Source organism: Candidatus Zixiibacteriota bacterium, from assembly GCA_029860345.1.
Lineage (GTDB): Bacteria > Zixibacteria > MSB-5A5 > GN15 > FEB-12 > JAJRTA01.
Window position 1 is genome coordinate 535289 of sequence record JAOUBJ010000001.1, and the last position, 21809, is coordinate 557097.

At 53.6% G+C, this 21809-nt stretch carries 21 protein-coding genes; 10 read left to right on the forward strand and 11 right to left on the reverse strand.

The window, feature by feature from the left end:
* Positions 1-57 precede the first annotated feature (57 nt).
* The 10 genes from OEV49_01805 (at position 58) to OEV49_01850 (ending at position 10389) form a co-directional block, all read left to right on the forward strand.
* On the forward strand, positions 58-1131 hold the full coding sequence (locus tag OEV49_01805; GenBank protein MDH3889791.1) for a dipeptidase: 1074 nt from the start codon (positions 58-60) through the stop codon (positions 1129-1131).
* Between the two features lie 92 nt (positions 1132-1223).
* On the forward strand, positions 1224-2744 hold the full coding sequence (locus tag OEV49_01810) for a cytochrome ubiquinol oxidase subunit I (GenBank protein ID MDH3889792.1): 1521 nt from the start codon (positions 1224-1226) through the stop codon (positions 2742-2744).
* Entirely contained in the window at positions 2741-3754 is a 1014-nt protein-coding gene (locus OEV49_01815; GenBank protein MDH3889793.1) for a hypothetical protein, read from the forward strand. The genes OEV49_01810 and OEV49_01815 overlap by 4 nt, the downstream gene beginning before the upstream one ends.
* A gap of 77 nt (positions 3755-3831) precedes the next feature.
* Positions 3832-4446 carry an ABC transporter ATP-binding protein gene (locus OEV49_01820; protein ID MDH3889794.1) on the forward strand — a complete coding sequence of 205 codons (615 nt, stop codon included), beginning with the start codon at positions 3832-3834 and terminating at the stop codon, positions 4444-4446.
* Positions 4418-5101, forward strand: a complete 684-nt coding sequence (locus OEV49_01825; GenBank protein MDH3889795.1) for a heme exporter protein CcmB — start codon at positions 4418-4420, stop codon at positions 5099-5101. Before OEV49_01820 ends, OEV49_01825 begins: the two co-directional genes overlap by 29 nt.
* A gap of 649 nt (positions 5102-5750) precedes the next feature.
* A complete protein-coding gene (locus tag OEV49_01830) occupies positions 5751-6407 on the forward strand; it encodes a cytochrome c biogenesis protein (GenBank protein ID MDH3889796.1) in 657 nt (218 codons plus the stop codon).
* Position 6408: 1 nt separating this feature from the next.
* Positions 6409-6522, forward strand: a complete 114-nt coding sequence (locus OEV49_01835; GenBank protein MDH3889797.1) for a CcmD family protein — start codon at positions 6409-6411, stop codon at positions 6520-6522.
* Positions 6519-6959, forward strand: a complete 441-nt coding sequence (locus OEV49_01840; protein ID MDH3889798.1) for a cytochrome c maturation protein CcmE — start codon at positions 6519-6521, stop codon at positions 6957-6959. The genes OEV49_01835 and OEV49_01840 overlap by 4 nt, the downstream gene beginning before the upstream one ends.
* Before the next feature lie 6 nt (positions 6960-6965).
* On the forward strand, positions 6966-9314 hold the full coding sequence (gene ccsA, locus OEV49_01845) for a cytochrome c biogenesis protein CcsA (GenBank protein MDH3889799.1): 2349 nt from the start codon (positions 6966-6968) through the stop codon (positions 9312-9314).
* Between the two features lie 226 nt (positions 9315-9540).
* A complete protein-coding gene (locus OEV49_01850) occupies positions 9541-10389 on the forward strand; it encodes a pepsin/retropepsin-like aspartic protease family protein (protein ID MDH3889800.1) in 849 nt (282 codons plus the stop codon).
* Positions 10390-10456: 67 nt separating this feature from the next.
* On the opposite strand, the gene OEV49_01855 is transcribed toward OEV49_01850, so the two are convergent.
* The 11 genes from OEV49_01855 to OEV49_01905 form a co-directional block, all read right to left on the reverse strand.
* A complete protein-coding gene (locus tag OEV49_01855) occupies positions 10457-11929 on the reverse strand; it encodes an HDOD domain-containing protein (GenBank protein ID MDH3889801.1) in 1473 nt (490 codons plus the stop codon).
* Positions 11926-12795, reverse strand: coding sequence for an HDOD domain-containing protein (locus OEV49_01860; GenBank protein ID MDH3889802.1), 870 nt, complete (start codon positions 12793-12795; stop codon positions 11926-11928). Before OEV49_01860 ends, OEV49_01855 begins: the two co-directional genes overlap by 4 nt.
* Positions 12796-13185: 390 nt before the next feature.
* Positions 13186-13959, reverse strand: a complete 774-nt coding sequence (locus OEV49_01865; GenBank protein MDH3889803.1) for an energy transducer TonB — start codon at positions 13957-13959, stop codon at positions 13186-13188.
* Between the two features lie 55 nt (positions 13960-14014).
* On the reverse strand, positions 14015-14737 hold the full coding sequence (locus OEV49_01870; protein MDH3889804.1) for a TonB family protein: 723 nt from the start codon (positions 14735-14737) through the stop codon (positions 14015-14017).
* Between the two features lie 17 nt (positions 14738-14754).
* Entirely contained in the window at positions 14755-15399 is a 645-nt protein-coding gene (locus tag OEV49_01875) for a biopolymer transporter ExbD (protein MDH3889805.1), read from the reverse strand.
* Positions 15400-15465: 66 nt separating this feature from the next.
* Positions 15466-15939, reverse strand: a complete 474-nt coding sequence (locus OEV49_01880) for a biopolymer transporter ExbD (protein MDH3889806.1) — start codon at positions 15937-15939, stop codon at positions 15466-15468.
* A gap of 3 nt (positions 15940-15942) precedes the next feature.
* Positions 15943-16701, reverse strand: coding sequence for a MotA/TolQ/ExbB proton channel family protein (locus tag OEV49_01885; GenBank protein MDH3889807.1), 759 nt, complete (start codon positions 16699-16701; stop codon positions 15943-15945).
* Between the two features lie 30 nt (positions 16702-16731).
* On the reverse strand, positions 16732-17694 hold the full coding sequence (locus tag OEV49_01890) for a hypothetical protein (GenBank protein ID MDH3889808.1): 963 nt from the start codon (positions 17692-17694) through the stop codon (positions 16732-16734).
* A 33-nt stretch (positions 17695-17727) separates the two neighbouring features.
* Positions 17728-19653 (reverse strand): tetratricopeptide repeat protein, encoded by a 1926-nt coding sequence (locus OEV49_01895; protein MDH3889809.1) that lies wholly within the window; start codon positions 19651-19653, stop codon positions 17728-17730.
* Positions 19654-19724: 71 nt separating this feature from the next.
* Positions 19725-19880, reverse strand: a complete 156-nt coding sequence (locus OEV49_01900) for a hypothetical protein (GenBank protein ID MDH3889810.1) — start codon at positions 19878-19880, stop codon at positions 19725-19727.
* Between the two features lie 354 nt (positions 19881-20234).
* Positions 20235-21347: a hypothetical protein gene (locus OEV49_01905; protein MDH3889811.1), complete on the reverse strand. Its 1113-nt coding sequence runs from the start codon at positions 21345-21347 to the stop codon at positions 20235-20237.
* Positions 21348-21809: the final 462 nt, after the last annotated feature.

Sequence of the window (21809 nt, forward strand, 5' to 3'; positions counted from 1 at the left end):
ATGGTCTTGTACGAAATCTGTTTGACAACGTTACAATGTTCTTGCATCTAATCGGCTATGAAAGAAACTACCCAACTGATTTTCGACGGTCACAACGACACCGTCATGAACCTCTACTACCCCCACCGTGGAGGTGGTCGGTCTTTTTTTGAACAAAGCGACAAGGGACACATCGACCTGCCCAGAGCCTTAGCCGGTGGCTTTGGAGGCGGTCTGTTTGCGATTTTTGTCACCAACGATGACTGGATGAAAGGACCGCCCAAAGAAGATGTGACCATTAGCAAGGGTGGGTACTCCGTCAAACTAGCCTCGCCCGTTTCGCTGGAATCGGCCCGGGCTACGACGCTTATGCTGATGGAGCATCTTTTCCAACTGATAGACGAGTCCGACGGGCAGATGCGTCTGGTGTGTACAGTTGACGAGATCGAGCAGGCTATGCATGAAAAAGCCCTGGCTGTGGTGTTGCATTTTGAAGGCGCCGAAGTTATCGACACCGGTTTTGAAGCCTTGCACAAGTACTACCAACAGGGTTTACGATCGCTTGGCATCTGCTGGAGTCGTCCCAACGATTTCGGATGCGGCGTGCCGTTTATGTTTCCATCGTCGCCGGATGTCGGCCCCGGCCTGACCGACGCCGGGAAACAACTGGTGCAAGAATGTAACCAACTCGGTGTCATGATTGACCTGGCTCACTTAAACGAGAAGGGATTCTGGGACACAGCCGCCATCACCGACAGACCTTTGGTGGTGTCACACAGCGCCGCCCATGCCCTCTGTACGTCGGCCCGAAATATGACCGACCGTCAACTGGATGCCATCGGCGAGTCAGACGGGCTGATTGGAGTCAGTTTTTTTCGCAATGACCTGCGCGGCGACGGCGAAGTTGAACCGGACACGCCGCTGTCGGCCCTGGTCGACCAGATAGTGTATCTGGTGGAACGCATCGGTATTGACCATGTCGCCCTTGGGAGTGACTTTGACGGTGCCACAATTCCCAAAGAACTGGGCGATGTGGCGGGATTGCCCAAACTGGTTGATGCGCTAAGGTTGGTTGGTTTTAATGAGGCAGCCCTGACCAAAGTTTGTCGCGACAACTGGCTTCGGGTGCTCAGAGCGACTTGGAATTCGTGAAAGTTTTGTTGACAACATTCAAATATCAGTCCATGATTGAGGCGGATGAAAGACAGATTCAGAACTCAAGTTTGTGTGATCGGTCGACATAGATGAACTATCCGTTTTGGGACATACCATTCGGCTACGGAATGATGATGGCGACCATCGCCACCATCCACGTTTTTGTCTCCCACTTTGCTATCGGCGGCGGACTCTACCTGGTGGTGGCCGAAACCCTGGCCCGACGAAACCAGGACAAGCTGAAGCTCGACTTCCTCAAAACACTCAGCCGCTTTTTTATTCTGGTAACGCTGGTTTTCGGTGCTCTGACCGGTGTGGCCATCTGGTTCATCATCGGGTTGTTGAATCCGGCCGGCACCGAGGCGTTGATTCATCATTTTGTCTGGGGATGGGCAGCCGAGTGGTGTTTCTTCGCCATCGAGATTCTGGCGGCCATCTTGTACTACTATGGTTGGGAGAAAATGTCGGCGCGCAACCACTTGATCCTCGGCTGGATATATTTCATAGCCGCCTGGATGTCACTTTTCATCATCAACGGCATTCTCTCATTTATGCTGACCCCGGACGGCTGGTTGACCAGCGGCAGTTTTTGTGAAGGCTTTTTCAACGACACCTTTTGGTCATCGTTGGTCTTGCGCACCGGTATCTGTGTCATGCTGGCCGGATTGTACAGTACGCTGGTCGTGTCGCGTTATAAGAAATCTGACTTCAAAGCAAGTATCGTGCGCCTGAACGCTGTTTGGGGACTGGTAGGGCTGGCTATCATGTGGCCGGCCTTTGCCTGGTTCTGGGAGAGTATTCCCGACTCGATTACCACTCTGGCTCGGGAAGCCATGCCCACCACGACAAGTTCCGAAGCGCTGGCCTGGTGGTTCGGCGAACTGTTGCTTATCGGTTTCCTGTTGGTCGGTCTGCTCTTGCACAAACGGGTCAACCTGGTGGTGAGCATCATAATGATGGCCCTGGGGCTGGCCTGGTTTGGGTCGTTCGAGTGGATGCGCGAATCAATCCGCAAACCGTATGTCATATACGATTACATGTACGGCAACGGACTGGAACTGGCCAAGGCCGACACCTACTCAGAAGACGGGCTGTTGCCGCACATCAAATACCGCACCGGCGACGACGGCGCCGATCTATTCAGGCGGGCCTGCCGAAACTGTCATACTATCGATGGATACCATCCGCTGAAACCGGCATTAGATGGTACCGACGAAGTGTTCATCGCCGGGCTTATCAAAGGGGCGGATGTCTTCAAAGGAAACATGCCGCCATTCCTGGGAACCGAAGTGGAAGCCAACCTGATCGCCGCACATCTCTACAAACAACTTGACCACAGGTCGCTGAAGGACATTTACAATCTGGATGGTGTGGACTTGGGACGCAAAGTGTACCAGGTCCGTTGCGGCAAGTGTCATGAGTTTTACGGTTTCAACGACAAGTCGGAGTCGCTACTGGACCTCGAGCCCGAGGATGTTCACGACATTCTCGATATGGCCGGCGACTTCGCCGATGAGATGCCGCCATTCACCGGCGACGACACGGAGCGCGAAGCGCTGGTCAGATACCTGCAATACATGACCGAACAGGCCAAGGAGTCCACCGAATGAACCTGCCGGATTACAATTTTCTTTCGGTGCCACTGTGGCTGATAACAGCTTTGCATCTGTTGACCCTGACGGCGCATTTTGTCGCCATGAATTTTGTCTTCGGCGGCACCATGGTTCTTTTGTTCAGCCGTCTGGAAAACAAATGGCAGCAGGCCGAAATCAGGAAGTACGTCAAGCTGCTGCCTTCGGTAATGGCCGCCACCGTCACCCTGGGCGTGGCTCCGTTGCTCTTTTTGCAGTTGGTATATGGTCGCGTAGTCTATTCGGCGGCCATCGTGAGTGGCTGGTTCTTCCTGTTTGTCGTGGTCGCCGCGATGATTGCCTACTACTTGCTCTATGGCGCTTCCTTCGCCGCTGATAAACCGGACCGTGGCTTTGGACGATATCTCTGGCCCGCTCTGGTCACCCTCGCCTACGTTTCGTTCGCCTACAGTTCCATCTTCTCCCTGGCCGAACGTCCCGAACTCATTGAGATGATGTACGCCCAAGATCAAAGCGGTGGCGCCATCAATCCCGATATCGGCGCCTATCTGTTTCGCTGGCTACACATGATTCTGGGCGCCATCACCGTGGGTGGTTTCTTCGTGGGGATGATTGGACGAAACAACGATGCAGTTTTTCAGATTGCTCGGCGCGCCTTCCTGTACGGTATGGTGGCGGCAATGGCGGTCGGCTTGGTCTACCTTTTCACCCTTGGTGAATACATATTGGCCTTGATGCGATCGGTCGGAATCTGGGCCCTGACCGTTTCAATCTTCTTGTCATTGGGCTCGATGCATTTCTTTTTCAAGAAGAAATTCCTACCGGCCGGACTGATGTTATTCGTCTCGATGTTCGGCATGGTCGCCACCAGGCATGTATTGCGACTGATCCGTCTCGACGGTGTTTTCGATCCTTCCACCATACCGGTCGATCCACAATGGTCGGTCTTCGCGATCTTCCTGGTCTGTTTTGTCCTGGCCATCGTTTTGATCACATACATGTTGCGACTTTTCTTTAGTGACCGCTGATTATCACCTGATGAAGCCAACTTGTTGGTCGGCACTTTTTGCTTGCTTTGGCCGCATCTTCCCGCTAATTGGCCGATATGTTCAGACTCGCCGCACAAGATCTGGCCAAACGGTTCGGTCATCGAAAGCTCTTCAAGGATTTGTCGTTTGATCTGACAACCGGCGACTCGCTGGCCGTCACCGGCTCCAACGGTTCCGGGAAATCGACCTTGATGATAACCCTGCTGGGTCTGCAACGGCCGACCCGAGGCAAGATTATCTTCTCGGAAGGTGACACCGAATTGGACGACAGCGGCCGGCGGCGGCGGATAGCCTTTGTCTCGCCTTACTTCAACCTCTACGACCACCTGACCGCCGAAGAAAACCTGACCTTTTTCGCAACGGTGTCAGGCGGCAGTCTCACCGGTAAAGAGATCAACAGCGTGATGGAACGGGTCGGCCTTAAGGGACGGGGCATGGATTTGGTCGCGGAGTTTTCATCCGGAATGAAACAGCGGCTCAAATACGCACTGGCCGTGACATGCAAACCGGATTTTCTTTTTCTGGACGAACCGACTTCCAACCTCGACTCCGACGGCAAAAAGTTGGTCTTCGAAATCGTCGAACAGATGCGTTCGGACAGTATCATGGTTATCGCCACCAACGAAGAAGAGGAGTACCGCCTTGCCACAGCGCAGTGCCGGCTGGGTTAGTAAAGCACTGGCCGTATACGCCAAAGACTTGCGGTTGGAGTTGCGCAGTCGGTATGCACTGAACGCGATCCTGATGTTCGCGATAACGACGCTGGCCGTCGTATCGTTCTCGCTGGGCCAAAGCGGCCTCTCTGCAAAACTGTTGGCCGCGCTGTTTTGGGTGGTGATCTTTTTCTCAGCAATGTCCGGACTGGCCCAGGTGTTTATCCGCGAAGAAGAATCCGGTACCGCCCTGGCGCTGAGATTGTTGGCCGATCCCGACCCGGTCTTCATCGGCAAACTGCTCTTCAATTTCAGCCTGCTGGCTATCATGACCCTGATCGTAACGCCCCTCTTTTTCATCTTCACCGATGCCCCAACCGAACATGCGCTGACTTTTATTCCGGTCTTGGCTCTCGGCGTGATCGGACTCAGCGGTGCGACAACGTTGGTCGCGGCGATCATCTCGCGCGCCTCGGTCAAGGGAGCGCTGTTTGCCGTGCTCTCGTTCCCCATCCTTATGCCGCTGTTAATGGCGTTGGTGGCGGCGACCGAGACCGTTTTCGACGGCGGCAATTTGTGGGCGGTGGCTTCGGAGCTTCAGTTTCTTACCGCCTACGCAGTCGTAATGATTACTGCTTCCATCATGCTCTTCAAGTTCGTCTGGCAGGATTGAAGTCCGCAGGCTTGTCATACTGGCGTAGGCCAGTATCCAGTCTTCAAGTACGGTGCCCCATCCAAAGCCTCGCGACAGGTGGGTACCCCAGTATCTACTAACGATCCCACCCGACGCAAAGCCTCTGGTTGGGGTACCGTTCTTGCCAATAACCGTAGGTCGCCACAGTCAGTCGTCTTCTGAGGGCAGGAGCCCTGTGCTCCTGCCAATTTAGGCGGCATCGCAGGGATGCCGCCCTACGGTTTCGAGGCGCAGGGTCTCACCCGCCAAGGCGGAAAGGACCCAGCGCAACATTGAGTCGTCTTCGTTTCGTGGGCGGCAGACGTCCCCGCCTGAACCTGATAACGTGGCGCACGAGAACGTACACCACGCACAGAATTGGCAGGTTTGAAGACAGACCTGCCCTACAAAAGAGACCTGAAGTCCGGGCCACCCGACCCTTCGACTCCGCTCAGGGTGAGGCCAGGAGACTCAGGGGGACAAGCGGTGCGGAGCACGCAAAAGTGATTTATCACCCTCAAAACCGCACCAATCTTGTATAATCTCAGACGCAAAACGACGCCGTTTCGGTGGCCGAAACAATGTTGCTTTTTCGCAGGTTTAGGTTATACTTGCGCCGAGTTGATACGGAATTGGAGACCGGTTCGATATGTGGTGGAAAATCTTACTATTTCTCGCGATGTCGGCGATGATAATCGCCAGCTATATCACCCCTATGCCCCAGCAACAGATCGGCGAGTCGAGCCGGATTTTTTACTATCACATCCCACAAGCATGGATATGTGTGCTGGCTTTCGCAATGTCGATGATCTACTCAATAGTCTATCTGAAAAAGCACGACATCAGTTTCGATGACCGGGCTGCCGATGCCGCCCGACTAGGGTTGGTCTTCTGTCTGCTGGCCACATCGACCGGTTCGCTTTTTGCCAAAATCACCTGGGGTTCCTACTGGAACTGGGACCCACGGCAAACCTCGGTGTTCATCCTGCTGCTAATCTACGGCGCCTACTTCGCGCTTCGCGGCGCCATACCGGATCAGCAACGGCGCGCGGCCCTTTCGGCCGTCTATTCTATTTTTGCTTTTGTAACGGTGCCGTTCTTGGTCTTCGTGCTGCCACGCATGATTCCATCGCTACACCCGGCCGACTCGGTGGTCGATTCAGACATGAAATTCACAATGGGACCAATGGTGCGAGTGATCTTCTTCTCATCTTTGGCCCTATTCACCGTACTATATCTTTGGATGCTGAACTTGAGCAATCGTGTCAGTCGTCAGGTTCGCGCCCGAGAAGATTTGGAGTTTTGAAATGGACGGCATATATGTAGCCATGGCCGTGACTTTGGTCGTTTGGATCGGATTGTTCTTGTATCTGGTCCGTCTTGACGGCAAGGTCAAAAAACTCGAGGAGAAAAATCGTTGAACGCTAAGTATATCATCGGGGGCATAATAATTGTCCTGTTCGTTGTTTGGGGCGGATACTCGTTCATGCAGACAACGATTCAGTATGTGTCAATCGACGAGGCCCGAACCGCTGAACGAACGGTACAGGTCATGGGTAAGATCGATTTCGATGTGGTCAACTTCAACGCCGAGCAACAACGACTGGAGTTTGCGATCTATGACGCTGAGGCTACCAACGAAGCTACAGCCAAGCGGATGCCGGTGGTGTACCACGGCGTCGTTCCGGGCAATTTTGAGCAGGCAACGTCGGTCGTCCTGAAGGGCAAGAGTTCAGACGGAGTCTTCGAAGCTGAACAGATGCTTGTTAAATGTCCCTCCAAGTATCAGGGTGAAGGAACCGATGGTTACCAGGATATCGAGAAGCACCAGGATGGCAATGCAGCCACAGGAGCGTGAATCATTATGAGTTGGAATAGTCCCGGAGAGTTGCTGATTCTGTGCGCCTTCGGCATGAATCTGTTGATCGGGTTTTCATTTTTCCGCGCCGCCCGCGGCCACCACTCGGCTGACGGACTTGCGCGTAAGAGTTATCACACCTTTATGATCTGCGCCACTGCGGCGTTGGTTTACTTGTTCTATCTGTTCTTGAGCCATAACTACGCCATCGGATATGTCAACGAATACTCCGACAGCACCCTCGGTTTCTGGCTTATGTTGTCAGCCGTCTGGGCGGGCCAGGAAGGGAGCTACCTTTTGTGGCTGTTCCTCAGCGCAGCGTTCGGCTATGTCATTCTGAGATGGGGCGGACTCTACCGCAATTGGGCGATGGTTGTTTACTCGGCGATCAATCTGTTCTTCCTGTTTATACTGGTGAAGCTCTCACCATTTGCAATGATCGATCATGTGCCTCCTGACGGCATGGGTCTCAATCCGCTGTTGCAGGATTTCTGGATGGTGATTCATCCGCCGGTCATTTTCGTCGGATATGCCTCTGCCGGTGTGCCGTTCGCGCTGTGTTTGGCTGCTCTGATCACCAACAAGTACGCCGATTGGGGCAGGCAGATTTTCCCGTGGGTGGCCGTGACCGCTCTTATGATCGGCATGGGTAACATCCTCGGTGGTTACTGGGCGTACAAGACGCTGGGTTGGGGCGGCTATTGGGCCTGGGACCCGGTGGAGAATTCTTCGCTGATCCCATGGTTCTCATCACTGGCCCTACTGCACGGTCTGCTGATCATGAAACGAACCGATGGTGGACTCCGCAAAACCAATATTCTACTGGGAGCGCTGACCTTCATCCTGGTAATCTACGGCACCTTTCTCACCCGCAGTGGCGTGCTGGCCGACTTTTCGGTACACAGTTTTGTCGACCTCGGCACCAATGTCTACCTGATCGGGTTCTTAATTGCCTTCACTGTGATGACGATAGCCCTCTTTGCGGCCCGCGCTCGATCGGTGGGTCATGTTCGCATCGACTACAATTTCTGGGGACGTGAGTTCACACTGGTCGCGGCAACGGCGTTGCTGTTTATATTCTCGATGATAGTCTTGTTCTGGAGTTCTCTGCCGTTTTTGACTTCTGTTTTTTCCAACGAGCCCAGAGCAGCCGACATCAAAACATACAACGACTTCGCTTTGCCGTTAGCAGTCATCTATTCACTTATGCTGGCCGTGTCACCGTTTACCAAGCAGGACAATTTCAAACTGGCGTCGTGGCGCACTCGTCTGATTGCGAGTGCTGGTGTGCCGTTGGCTGGTGCTTTCGGTATCTTATGGGCTGTCTTTGGCATCGGCCTCGTTTTCACCGTTACTTTTTCAATAACCATCGCCGCTATGGCCATGTATCTGGCCAAGCCGGACTGGCGCAAAAAAATGGCGCCATCGCTGGTCGGATTGGTCATTGGTTTGGGCGTGTCGCTTCTGGTTGGCGTTCGTGAGCCGATGTTTCTTCTGTTGTTTGCAATGACCTCGATGGCTATTGTCACCAATCTCGGCGCGGCCGCCGGCTGCCTGCCCAATCGATGGAAATCTATGGCCGGACATCTGACTCACTTTGGGTTCGGAATCATGGTTATCGGCGTGGTTGTGTCGTCCGCCTTTGCAACCAATGAACAACTGATTCTGACTACCGAAGAGGGTGGCGAAAGCTACGGCGTACAGCTGGAATACATCGGCATGGCCAACGGCATTATGCATCCCAGAAACGAGTTGATTCTCACTCTCGATGACGGGGACGGCGGCCATGAGATCAGGCCGGAGTTGTACTACTCCGAACGCATGGACGGGTTGATGAAACGCCCACACATTGAGAGATACCTGCTGAACGACCTCTACTTCGCACCTCAGCAGATTCAAGCGGCTGAGGGAGGCGGGTTACAGATAGCCAAAGGCGAGACGCATCAGCTTGGAGAGTATCAATTGACCTTCCTCGCCTTTGAGATGGGTAGTCATTCAGAAGGGTCGGGAGATCTGAAGGTCTCAGTCAACTTGGCCGTCGAACATAACGGCCATGTCGACACCCTCACCCCGGGGCTGGTCTATTCGACCGATCAATACGGCGAACCTACGTACATCAGCGAACCGGCCTTTCTTGACGATCTCGGTACCATACCGGTCAATGTCGAGAAGGTCCTGGCCGATCAGGGAGCCGTCTTGCTGGATATCCCCGGCTTGATGGAAGGCAGTTCACCCGAAGTGCTGGTGTTGGACATCACCAAAAAGCCGTTGATTGTGCTCGTATGGATCGGCACCACTCTGTTGTTGGCCGGGTGCGTGGTCTCATTTTTGCGCAGACGCTCGGACGTAGCCTGATCGCCCGGCCGAGTGATCGTTGGTGAGGGAGTGTCGAGAGACCTGCGGAGTCGTCATTGCGAGGTATCACGCCAAACGCGTGATGCCGCGGCAATCTCATTTCGATATACTGATGTCATGCCGAGCGGAGTCAAGGTATGAGATTGCCGTGCTCCTCCGCGAAGCGCGGACTCGCTCACAATGACTGCAATCAGGACCTGTCCAACAAACCAATGAGGCTTCAACTATGATCGGACGCACGATACCGTTTCTGTTCCCGGCGCTCTTGTGTGTCGTCGCAGTGGTCGGCGCCGTTGAGGTTCCTTTTCATCCCGATCGTGGGCTGGTCGAGGTCGAGGTGCTGATCGACGGTAGGGTCAAGGGTCGCTTTGGAATCGACACCGGCGCCGATCGGCTGTACATCGATCAAAAGTTCGCTGAGAAAAACAGCCTGTCAAAAGTTGGGGGACCGCCACCCCGATTGATAGTCGGTGTCGAGGGTTCCAGTGCCGCCTCATGGGTCGAATTGCGCTCGCTCAAACTCGGTAGCGAGCAACTGTATAACCTGAAAGCATCAGCTATCGATCTGGGCGCACTCATCAAGGACCAGCGTCTGGGCTACCCGGACGGCCTGATGGGTCATGAAATCCTGCGGCAGTTCTATGTGACTGTCGACTATCCGCGCCGGAAACTCGAAATGAAGATGGAAGAACCGGACGTTTTCGCCACGAAGAAATTCGTGAGCATCCCCTTCAAAATCCACCGTCACTTAATAGTGGTCGAGGCTGTGTTCAACGACAAAGTAACAGCCCCGATGATTCTTGATTACTGCGCATCAACTACCCTGGTCACCCCAGACTTGGCGAAACGGTTGGGGATATCCAGTCTGGTCGGCGCTCGGGCCAGAATGGAGTCGATCCAGGTGGATGACAGTCTCTCGACCACGGGTGTCATGGTGAGCGTGCGGGATTTGAAAAACCTCAGACAATCAGCCGGACAGGTTCAGTTTGAAGGTATCCTGGGGGGAAGTTTTCTGAATCGTCACAAAATCACGGTCGACTACAAGCGAAAGAAGATCCACCTGCATACGAGATAGATTTGTAGGTCCGGTCTCTCTTCTCCTGCAGACCTGACGCGACCATCAGGACCGCAAGGGTCCAGACCTACGACTGGGCCGGTGTCATCTTCGCCTTGAGCAGATTGCGCTCAAGAACCATACCGGCTTGGTTGGTCAATGACATTATGGAGGCCAGCGTATCGTCCGTGATAGCGCCGCCCTCCCGTGGCGGTGCAGCCAAAACCACATACTGGACGTCATCGAGGATTTTCAAGGGAACAGCCGCAAAACAATCTACTTTGAGCCTATGGGCTTCATCTTTGGTCATGGCGAATTCCGGGCTCTTTTTGTAGAAGGTGACAGCCCGACCGGCTTTGCGCATGTGCTCGAACAATCCCCCCTTGGCCGAAAGGTTTAGAGCCTGTACCGCCTGTTGCGATTCCAGTCCGAAACCGACTCGACCGGCAAAGCTGTCCCACTTGGAATCGTACTCGAAAACCAGTACCATGCCCATCTGTAACCCTCGGAATAGCGCCTCACAGACGACTTGCAGAATCTCGTCGGCAGCTTTGGCCTCCATCAGGGCGCTGGTGGCGTTACGCAGAAAAGCCAGTTGCACTTCTTGATTACTGATTTTTTCGCGCATTCCGTGTTCGTCTTCTTCGGTGGCCTGGGCTGCCTGATGTTCGAACTCGTTATCGATATCTATCTGGAGGTCTTTGGCAATCTCGGATATCTGGTCGCGGCATTCTGTCAACAATTGCACCATGCTCTCTTTGGATATGTCGATCAGCGCCTTGGCCTGCGCTATTACGGCGCGGTAGGTGGGAGATTCCGGATCGGTGCCGCCCATGACATGGGAATAGAGGAGATCGGAGAGATAAACAATGTCGACGACGATTTCATCGGAATTGACGCCGGGTGGAAGGTCGATGCGGTGATGACTCGCTATAGGTTTGGACAACGTATCGGGCAGGTTCCAAATCCCCGCGACATACTCGCCGGCTTCCTGATGATCGATACCCAGGATGACTCGCTCGGTCTCACAGATATCAGGCGCGTCCGGTTCCAGTTTGGCTATCTGTTCGTATTTGTCCGGGAAACCACCGGCCAGAATAGCCTGACCGATGTCGTGAATGAAGCCTGCTATGAAAGCCACTTCGATCAGTTTCTTTTGATTGCTTTTGTGCGCAAGATATTTGGCAATCACGCCCGAGCTCAGAGACCGCGTCCAGAATGAGGTCAGATCGAAATTGCCTTTTTCAGAGAGTTTGTTGACCACCTCATAGACCGACATGGAGATTGCGATATTATGCACAGCCCGAAAGCCCATCATCACAATAGCGTGAGTAACGGTATTGATCTTGCCTGCGTAGTTGCCATAGTAACTCGAATTGGCCATGCGCAAAATACGGCTGGTCAATTGATGGTCGGAGAGAATGCAGTTGGCCAGATCAGCCGCTGAGCTTTTGGGGTCTTCCGATACCTGCTTGATTTTGAAAATAATCTGCGGGATCGATGGCAGATTGGAAAACTTCTCGAGTTTCTGTCTGAGGTCTTTGGCAATTGTTCGCTTCATGATTCTTCAAATATGGAGATTTCGGCTTCGTAATGTTCGGTGATTTCCTCAAGTAACTGCTCGATCCCGGCTTCGTCCAGCGAGAGCGCCTGGGCGGATCTAAGATCGCTCAGATTCTCGACGACGGCGTCGCCAAAACCGACACCCAGCCTCTTGGCCAGACAATTGCCCAGATGCACCACATGGGCCACCGGTGCAGCTTTGCCTTCCTCAACCGGCGGCAGCAGATGGTGAGCGAAGATAGCTTCGGTCAGGGCGGTCGGAAAATCCCAGGCTTCCAGCAGTAAAGCAGCGACATCGCAATGGTTGAAACCCAACTCGCGGGTCTCGACGTTTAGAAAGGTCTTCTTCTGTTCCTCCACTTCGGCCACGATCTCTTGGTAGCGGGTGGGCATCTTCTGCAAAAGCACCAGCTTGCCAATGTCGTGCAAGAGCGCTGCGATAAAAGCCTGTTCCGCCTCCGGATGCCGGACCGACTTGGCCACCTGACGCGCCGCCACGGCCGCCGAAAGCGAATGACGCCATAACTTAGCCTTGTATCCCTCGGCGTCATCCTTGGTGTACATAGAGTGGGCTGAGGTGGCCACTACCATCGACTGCACCGTGAAGAAGCCGAGTATCATTATGGCTTCTTCCAGGGTGGTGACGTTCTTGGGCCGTCCATAGAAGGAAGAATTGGAGAGTTTCAGCACTTTGGCAGTCAGTGACTGATCGCTCATCAGCACTTTTGAGATATCCTCAACCCGCGAGTCAAGATCGGCCGTCAGACCCATGACGGTGCTGACGATTGTCGGCGAGGCGGGCAGTTCGCCCACCGTTGCGATGATATTATCAAGTTCGACTTTGGTGTCTGTGTTCTGTTCCATTAACGTTAGTCCCCGTTTTCTGGCATACAATGAATTATCGGCAGTTTGGCTGGTTTGATTGAGCCGGTGACCAATAAAGACGCGGCCAACACAACGACACGTGGTGTTGGGCGATCCCGGACGACACCTTCCATATCTCTCACCGGCCGTCAGGCGAGTCGACTGACAGCACCTGACCCGTCCCGAACAAAGGTTGAGACGGCCACCCACATCCGCCCGGCAGCACCCTCCATCGTGCCCGCGTGATCTTCAGATCGCGTGGGGCCAGGTAGCCGAGTCTGAAGACGCGGCCAACACAACGACACGTGGTGTTGGGCGACCCCGCCCGACACCTTCCATATCCCTCACCGGCCGTCAGGCGAGTCGCCCGGCAGCACCTTATGGCATCCCTTATTCCATCTCAAATCTCACCGGTATGGCCACCCAACAACGTACCGGTTGATGGTTGGCGATAGCCGGACTGAACACAGCCGACTTGGCGGCTCGTATGGCGCTCTCAGCAAAACCGAAGTTGGGGTTGGTCACTTTCTCGACCCGGACCTCGGCTACCTTACCGGCCGCATCGACAAGTATGTGTATGATTACTTCCGCCTCCACTTCGGCCCGTCTGGCCAGCGGTGGGTATTCAGGCTGGTCCATGGCGATAAAAACCGGCGGCCGATCAAGATCGGGCGAGTTGGGTTCGTAGTCTCTGGTGTCCGGTTTATAGACGGTTCCACCACCACCACCGGGTGGGGCGAAGGGGTCGTAATCATCGAACGAACCGTCCTCGTACTCTCCGCCCTGACCGAGTTCCAATTCCTGTTCGATATCAAGATCGTCTTCGACCAACGTAACGTCATCAACGAAGGGACCGGTCATGCCCGGTTTCGGGGGCGGATTACTACCGCCTGACTGGCCAGGCCTCTGTTTGATGATCTCATATTGCTCGAAGAACAAGTTGACGCTGACGGTGTCCTTACCTGTAGCATCCCTTTCAATGACAAGCATCTTTTCCGCCGGCCACAATGAGATTACCAGGACGGGCACCAGGACGACCACCAGAGCCACAGCCCAGCCGTACAGCATGTGCCGTTGGTAGTTTGCCTTCATGAGGAAGGCTGTAGTTTCGCGAAAGAGGGTTGGGGTGTTCGCGTGAACAGCGGTTTGATAGTGACCAGTCATTGGGCACCTCCCATTCATGGCAGATGCCCGCTACCGGACGATTTATGAGCGTCGTTTAATCAAGGACAAAGTCTACCTTGTAGACCACACGGCACCTAACGGGCCGACCGTTCTGGATACCCGGCTTGAACTTACAATTCCAGGAGGCTTTAGCCGCAGCCTCATCAAGGGCCACGGTTCCGGATGATTTGGCAATTACTACGTCGATGACTTTGCCTGTTTCATCCAAGGCAGCGTTGACCCAGACGATTCCGGTAATCCCGGCCTGTTTGGCCAATCTGGGATAATCCGGAACCTCCTGATAAATCATTTCCGGCTGGATCTCCAGCGGAATGAATTCGTCCGGCGCCGGGAGATAGTCGTCCTCGGAGATATCTATCTCAATGCCGCCTTCACCGGCAGCGGTGGCGATATCGGGGGCCACGATCTCGGCCAACTCGTCACGAGTAGCCAACTGAACATCGTCGTCCAACACTTCATCGTCGGCAACAGGTTTGGGGATTCCTACCTTGGGCGCAATGGCCTGCGGCGCTTCCACCTTGACCTGGGGAGGTTTGCGGGCAATACTGGGTGGCGGCCCCAAATCAGCAACAGTCTTAATAACCACAGCAGCAGCCATGTCGGTATCAACCTCGCCCTTCATAGAGGTAATCCAGGCAACCAGCAGGACCAACAGTACCATACCGGTTGTAAGGCCGGTGCCATAGAGGAAGTTACGCTGATATTTCGACTTCAGCTCAAATGCGCCGTAAGGAGACCACAAAGAGTATACTGACATTTTCTAACTCACCTCTTTCACAGGCCGATGGCGTCACGGGCCGCCTGTACTTTTCTATTATCGGTGACTTCATCCCATTCGCCGAGAGCATAACGGTAGGAGAACTTCTCGTCTTTGGGAATGTCCCCCACCTCAATGCCCTTCTGCTCCGCCGTAAAAGCATTCCAGGATCGTTCGATTAGATCGATCTCGTCGAGGATATTAACCATATCCGCGTAGGTTGCATCGCGGTGTATCAAAATCAGCGTGTTCAGTTTGTCGTTGGCCCGGTTCTTGGCCACCAGCAGCCCCTGAAGCGTATCCGGGTTAAGCCTGTATACAATGGAATCGGGCGTATCCGGATGGGTCGGCAATAGTTCAGGCAAGCTGTCAGGTTTTACAAAGCCAATATTCCACCAGTAGCGACCGTCTTCGTCAACACGGATGGTCAGGAGATTGGATGCCCGAATGTCGACCTTTTTCTCAATCTCTTCTTCCGGCGGCAGATTGATTTCCATCGCCTGCGGCATGGCGAACACCGTCGTCACCATGTAGAAAATCAACAAGAGGAAGGCGATATCGACCATTGGCGTCATATCGATGCGGATGGCGATTCTCCGCTTTGGTCGCCTGAGACCCTTCTTTTGACCCTTTGATGCTCGTTCTGCTACTTCACCGCCCATATATAATCACTCTCCTTCGGTCCATTTCCGTCTCTATATATTAAACGATCAAAAAGGTCCAATCGTTCATTCGTCCTCGCCGAGCGACGTTTCCAGATCGGTGATGATCAGGAAGCGTTCCAGTTCGTTTTCCTGCATAGACTTCATAACGTCCTGCATCGTGCCGAATGAAGCCTGGTTGTCACCCTTGACCACAATCAGCGCTTTGTAGCTAACGGCACGGGCTCGGTTAACCTCGTTGTGCACCGAATATTTATCGCATGGCCGAACCGTCCGCGCGTTTACCATCATCGGCTTACCTTCGACCTCAATCTCAACCTTGGTGATATAGTCGACGTAGATCGAATCGTACTTGGTGACGGTGATGTTGATGACATCTTTGTCCGGCAACTCGATCTGTGAATGTGACTGAGGCAACTCGACCGCGCGGGCTTCCGGCGGTTTGAACTGCGTCGTGGCCATATAAAAGATCAACAGCAAGAAGGCAATATCCACCATTGGAGTCATATCGATCCTGATGGCTACGCGTCTCTTACCCATAGATTAGATCCCTTCCTTCTCTTTGAGAATCTGCAGGACTTCAAAGGTAGCTTCATCAGTGGTGTAGTTGAAGGCATCCACTTTGTTCACGAAGAAGTTGTAGAAGAAAATACCGAGAATACCGGACGCCAGGCCACCGGCGGTGTTAACCAACGCCTCAGAAATACCGACGGCCAGCGCCGAAGCGTCGATGACACCACCCTCAACGTTACCGGTGGCGGCGAAGGCGCGGATCATGCCTATGGTAGTACCCAACAAACCGACCATGGTAGCGATCGATGCAATTGTCGACAGAGCGATCAGGTTGCGCTCCAAAAGCGGTCCTTCCAGGGCATTGGCTTCTTCAATCGCCGACTGGGTCAGTTGGATTCGCTTTTCGCCGTCCAGATCAGACTGAGCTTTGACTTCGCGATAGCGATCAATACCGGCTCTGAGCACGTTGGCGGTGGTACCGCGCTGCTTGTCACAAGCAGCCATAGCACCGTCGAGATCGTCCTTCTGGATTTCACCGATCAGGTTCTTAAAGAAAACCTGCACCGAGCTCTTGCCCTTGGCCACGCCGTAAAGCGAAAAGTAGCGCTCGACGACAAATACCAGACACATGATGAAGATCATAATCAACAGCACGACCAGGGGGCCACCCTGATAAATCGAGTGTACAATTGGGTTATCCGATGTTCTGAAAACACCGTACCACAGACCGAAACCGATTGCGAATGCTATCAGCGCATTCAGGGTCACAAAGATTGTTTGTTTAACCACTTCTTTTCATCCTCTCAAAAACAGACCAACCTAAATTTCTATTCCTTTGACAGCTAACATTATCGAGGCTCCCAGGGTTACGAAAACACCCCAGGAGAGACTCTCCATGAACGCGCCGGGTCCATAGCTGTCACCCAGACTGTGATACAAAGCAGGCGCATCGAAACTGTAGTCACCACCCACAAATGAGGCGGCCAGCGCTACCGTGAAAACCAGCACCGGTACCCAGTTCAATCTCAAAATCGATTTTAGTTTCAGCGCCTTCTGGTCGGCAGTACCCTTGAGTCCGAAGAGACCAAACAGAGTGTAAGCCGGCAACAAAAGGCTAGCCAAAGTCAGAACCAGGAATATTAACCCGGTCAAAATAAGGACTATCCCTGAAGAAAAGACCTGTCCACCAACTGAACCCAAAGCAGCCAAAGATCCCAAGCCGGTCAAACGCGAGTAATCCTTGGTGATTTTCTTTTTGGCAACGTAGCCGTGAATCACTTCCTCCTTGGGCGCTGCACTGTAACCATCATCAACCCCGGCTCCGTCGTCCACCTGACCAGCAGCGCCGGTGGTGTCCCCTGGTTCATCGGTGGCGGCTTCGGTGGCGAAGGCGGCTGAATCGGTGGCCAGGCTGTCGTCGGCCACACTGCTGTCAGCTACTTCGGCCACGGCCTCGACCTGTGACTCTTCGATTGTCTCGTTGTAGGCCGAATACCAAGGGAGAAACAGCGCCGCCACCATGGCCACACAAGACGCGGCCAAAACGATTCGATCCGAGAACGATACGCGGTCTTCGAGCAGCGTACATTCGTCGCGCAACGCACCCAAGTCACTCCTATGGTCACGTTTCTCGCGAACCCGCTCGACTAACTTCTTTCGTTCGGTGTCGGACTTGAACTGATCCTTGATGCGTCCGGGATGGACATCGAAGCCGACATATCTATACCGTTGTTGCTCGCTGATTCGGCTCGCCGAGGGTTTCTTTTTGTTGTCTTCAGCCATTCAGACTCCTGTTTGACCGACGGTCACCACGAGCTAAAACTCGAAACTGGTGTCGTCACGTCCTTGCTTACATACCTGATTACCCGGTTCGCAGTTCAGACACTTGGTGTACCATTGATTGGCTTTCTGAAAGTCATCTGAGGACGCTGCCTTGTCTGAACTGTTTTCAGCCGCTCTGGTATGGTAACACTGGGCAATCCACACAATGAGATCTACATCGTTACAGGCGCCGTCGGTTGCTGCCAGGCACTGTTGCGCACTCAGCAGATGGGTCAACGCCTTTGAATAGTTCTTGGTACACACGCCGCCAAAATAGGCATATCCCAAAGCCTTCTTGGCGTCACAATTGTTGGGCTCTACCTCCAACAAACGTTTGAAGTACTTAACACCGTTTTCGCAGTCGGACAACTGATAAAGATAGGTGTTGGCCACCAAAAGAATGGTCTTGACCTCTTCCGGCTTGATGGCCAGATACTGTTCCATGTAGCCGACAGCTACCTCGTAATAATTGAGATTAGGGTCTATCCCTGAGTCGACTGGTTCTTCCATGTCCTCTTCTTCGAGGCTCTCCTCGTCGTCCGAACCGTCCTGGTTGGCGATGTTCAGGGCGCAATAGCCGGCGTTTTTGTAGATACCGGCGTTCTTGGAGGTATCGATACCCATGTCGATTCGCCGCTGATAGTAATCGAGGGCCTGCGCGTATTGTTTCTCATTGTGATAGGAAACCGCGACATTATACAGAAGTCGTTTTTGGTCGGGACGTTCATCCAGCGAAAGACTGTAGTACTTGATGGCGCTGTAGAAGTCCTTGTCCTTGCGGTAGTAGTAAGCGTCGCCCAGATATTGGTATAGTTCGACCGGCTTGATCCTTGTGGCTTCGGCGTTGTCGGGGTCTTCCAGCCATGTCAGATGTTTCTGAAGAGCCTCGCCACTCTTGACAAAATCCTGCACGCCCCAGAGCGCTTTGCCGTATTGAAAATATATATCTCTGGGCACATAGGGAATCGACAGAACATCTTCAAAATACTTCACCGCTTGCTCGGCGCCACCGACGTTAACATAGCCCATGGCAATCTCGAAATAGACGCGAACATTGGCCGTGTCCGGTTTAACTTCGGACAATTCCAGATAACGCTGGTAGGCGCCGATGGCTTCCATGAACCGGGCTTTGCGTTCATCCCGCGTACTGATCGACATGGCTGCCTTGAAATAAATACCTCCGGCACGCATCCAGGCCGGGGCGTGGGTGCTATCCTTTTGGAGAACCACCTTAAGCTTATCGATGGCACAAGTGTAGTCTCTCATCTCAAGACAAGCTTCCGCCCAATGGTAATACACCTCCAACGATGCCGTGTCGACTTGCAGGGCCAACTCGTATTCGCTGATGGCCAGAGAAGGGATGCCCTGATAAAAATTGGCATCACCAAGATGGAGGTGATACTCGGCGTTGCTTGAATCGAGAATGAGCGCAGCCCGGAAGGCCAAGTCGGCATCGGAGAACCGTTCGCGAGCCATCATCACCAGGCCAAAGCCGTTATCAAACTGTGCAACGTCGAACTTGCGTGCGCGCTTGCGGCCGTCGCTCATAGTTTTTTCGGCCTCGTCAATCTCGCCCAGCTCCAATTGACATCGACCCAGGAGATAAAGAGACTCCCAATGTTTCTTTTTCTTCTGGACGGCTAACTGGAAATTGTCCCTGGCCGGACCAAACTGGCGGCGTTCATAATATATCTTGCCCAGTTGGTTGTAATTCATGTGGTAGCCCGGATCAAGTCCGATCTCGGCTTCCAACAACTCCATCGCCTTGACCGTGTCGGCCGCGTCCAGAGCTTCGACAATGTTCGGCTTCAAATCATCAGCCGAGTATGCGACCGTAGCGCCGAACACAATGATCAACGCGGTCGCGAGAACAGATAGGCGCCAATTCCGAGGCGTAATGTACAAATCAAGAACCCTCATACGAAGAATCCCAAAATAAGGGGCCAAAATACAGGATATGTCGTTAAAGTCAAGGGAATATTTCGAGGCGGTCATGGGGTCGTGCGACGTCCCATTCGCTGCATGTTTTTCACCCAGGGAACCAGCCGCACCAAGGCATAAAGAGTCGCCAAAATACCGATTAGAGCCCGGGTCTCAAGCCCTAATAGGTCGGCAAACGAGTAGTCGATGTATATTCCACTTGCCAAAACAATTACTCCTGACGCTACGTTCATAGCGCGTGTCGCTCGTTTAATCACAACACTTCTCCTTCGCCTTATACAATCGAACCTACGTTCTCTTCCCATTCATCCAGGCGGCTCAAAAACCGCTATATGACCGTCTGATAAGACAATTACTGTGCCGGTTAGGCTAGCCAAGCCTGTGACGCATCGTTTAGTTGTTGTAAGGCACGAGCTTACAAGGAAAGAGAATCTGGCGAGAAAAAGTGCAGAGTCAACCGACGCAGATTATGCGTCGACCCGGAAGGCTGGCGGCGCACATTTGACACAGTTATATAGATGCACCACAACAGGTTACCATGAAGGGCGGGGGCCTACGGCTCAACGCAGCCAGGCACAATGAACTCGTACATTGGCTTCACCGGTAAACTCGAAAACGGCCCGGCCCGAGTAGTTTTGGGCTCGACCTTGAAAATCCAGGGCCGGGAAAAACTTGATTTTGGGCACTATCCGGCCGAGAACGGAGCGAATCTCCGAGTTTGTCTGCTCCGAGCCCATAAAACGACATTGCCCCAGAGTGTCAATTTGAACACGGGCCGAAACAGTATCCCGATGAAGCACCGGGTCCGCCCCCAGCGGATAGATATAGGAAGGCAGGCGTTGCGGAAGAGGCAGAGACATAAGACCGGACTGGTCGGCAAAGGACCGTAGTCTGAGAAACTCAAGAGGGTTCGATGTACTGTCCGGATTCGGAGGCCAAACCGGGGTTGGATAAGCCTCCGGACCAAAGAAGGAAACCAACAGATACAGGCTGGACGGGATCGACCGACCTTTTACACTGGCCGGAGCGAACTCGCTCCACAATATAGCCGTCAGCACCTGTTCATCGAATACGGGATAAGTACTTCTCACTATGCGTCTTTCAAGGACGGCGCCCGTTGCGTCCAGATCGATTGCGAACAGAACATAACGATACGATCCTGCCGTGGTGTCCACGTTGGGCGTAGCGTAATATGATCCGAACCGTGTCACCCTGGGCTGTGTGATGTCGTTTTGTTCAAGACAGTGATCATACAATCGTCGGTTGTTAAGATGGCCGAGCGAATCCACAGGAAAAGTGAATATCGGCCAACGATCCCCCGGCCAGAGAAGCACCTCCACGGGTAGCGTGGACGACACCTCTTGGTCATTCAACTTTGCCGGTGCGAACTTAATCTGCTTCAGGTATGGATCGATGTACTTGGCCAGGCGGGCATGAGCGGTTGGGGCGGTCAGGACATTCGACACCACGCCGTCGGCATCGATCTGAAGGTCTATGGCCACGATGGTTTCTCTTTGCAGCATGGGAGCGTTACCATCGCCGACGAATGTCGGCATTGATTGCGGGTAGGCTGCGGCAAAATCGTACAGGCTGATCCGTTCACTTTGGCCGGCCGCCGAAGCGGCGATTGACAGAATCGTAATAACTATGGTAGACAGGTATCTTGTGTACATGTGATCTCCTTTGTCGTTATACGTTGGTGGTCACGACAGGTACCCCACCCAACGGGTGGGTTTATTGGTTCGCCGGTGGTGTTGGGCGACCCCGCCCGACACAGGTAAACCTGATTCTCGCGCTTCGCGCGCTTGCACTCCGGTTTCCGTGGTAGCCAGGTCAATCTCATCCTCAATTTCATGGCCGTCAGGCGAGTCGCCTGGCAGCACATAAAACGCCGGTGGTCAAGATGCGACCGCACAGCCTTGCGATTCGATCCAAGATATGGCCCAAAGCAGGTAAAGGGAATAGTAAAAACTGGCGTATGTGTCAGAGGTCAAGGTTGGGTTCGACAACGCCCTAAGGACGAAAAACCGATTTATCGATATCACCCCGAGCGGAGTCGAGGGGTGAGCAGAGTTGAAGTCTGTATGTCCCGACGGGGGCAGACCGGTAGGTCTGCCCCGTGGTTGGGGTCCGGA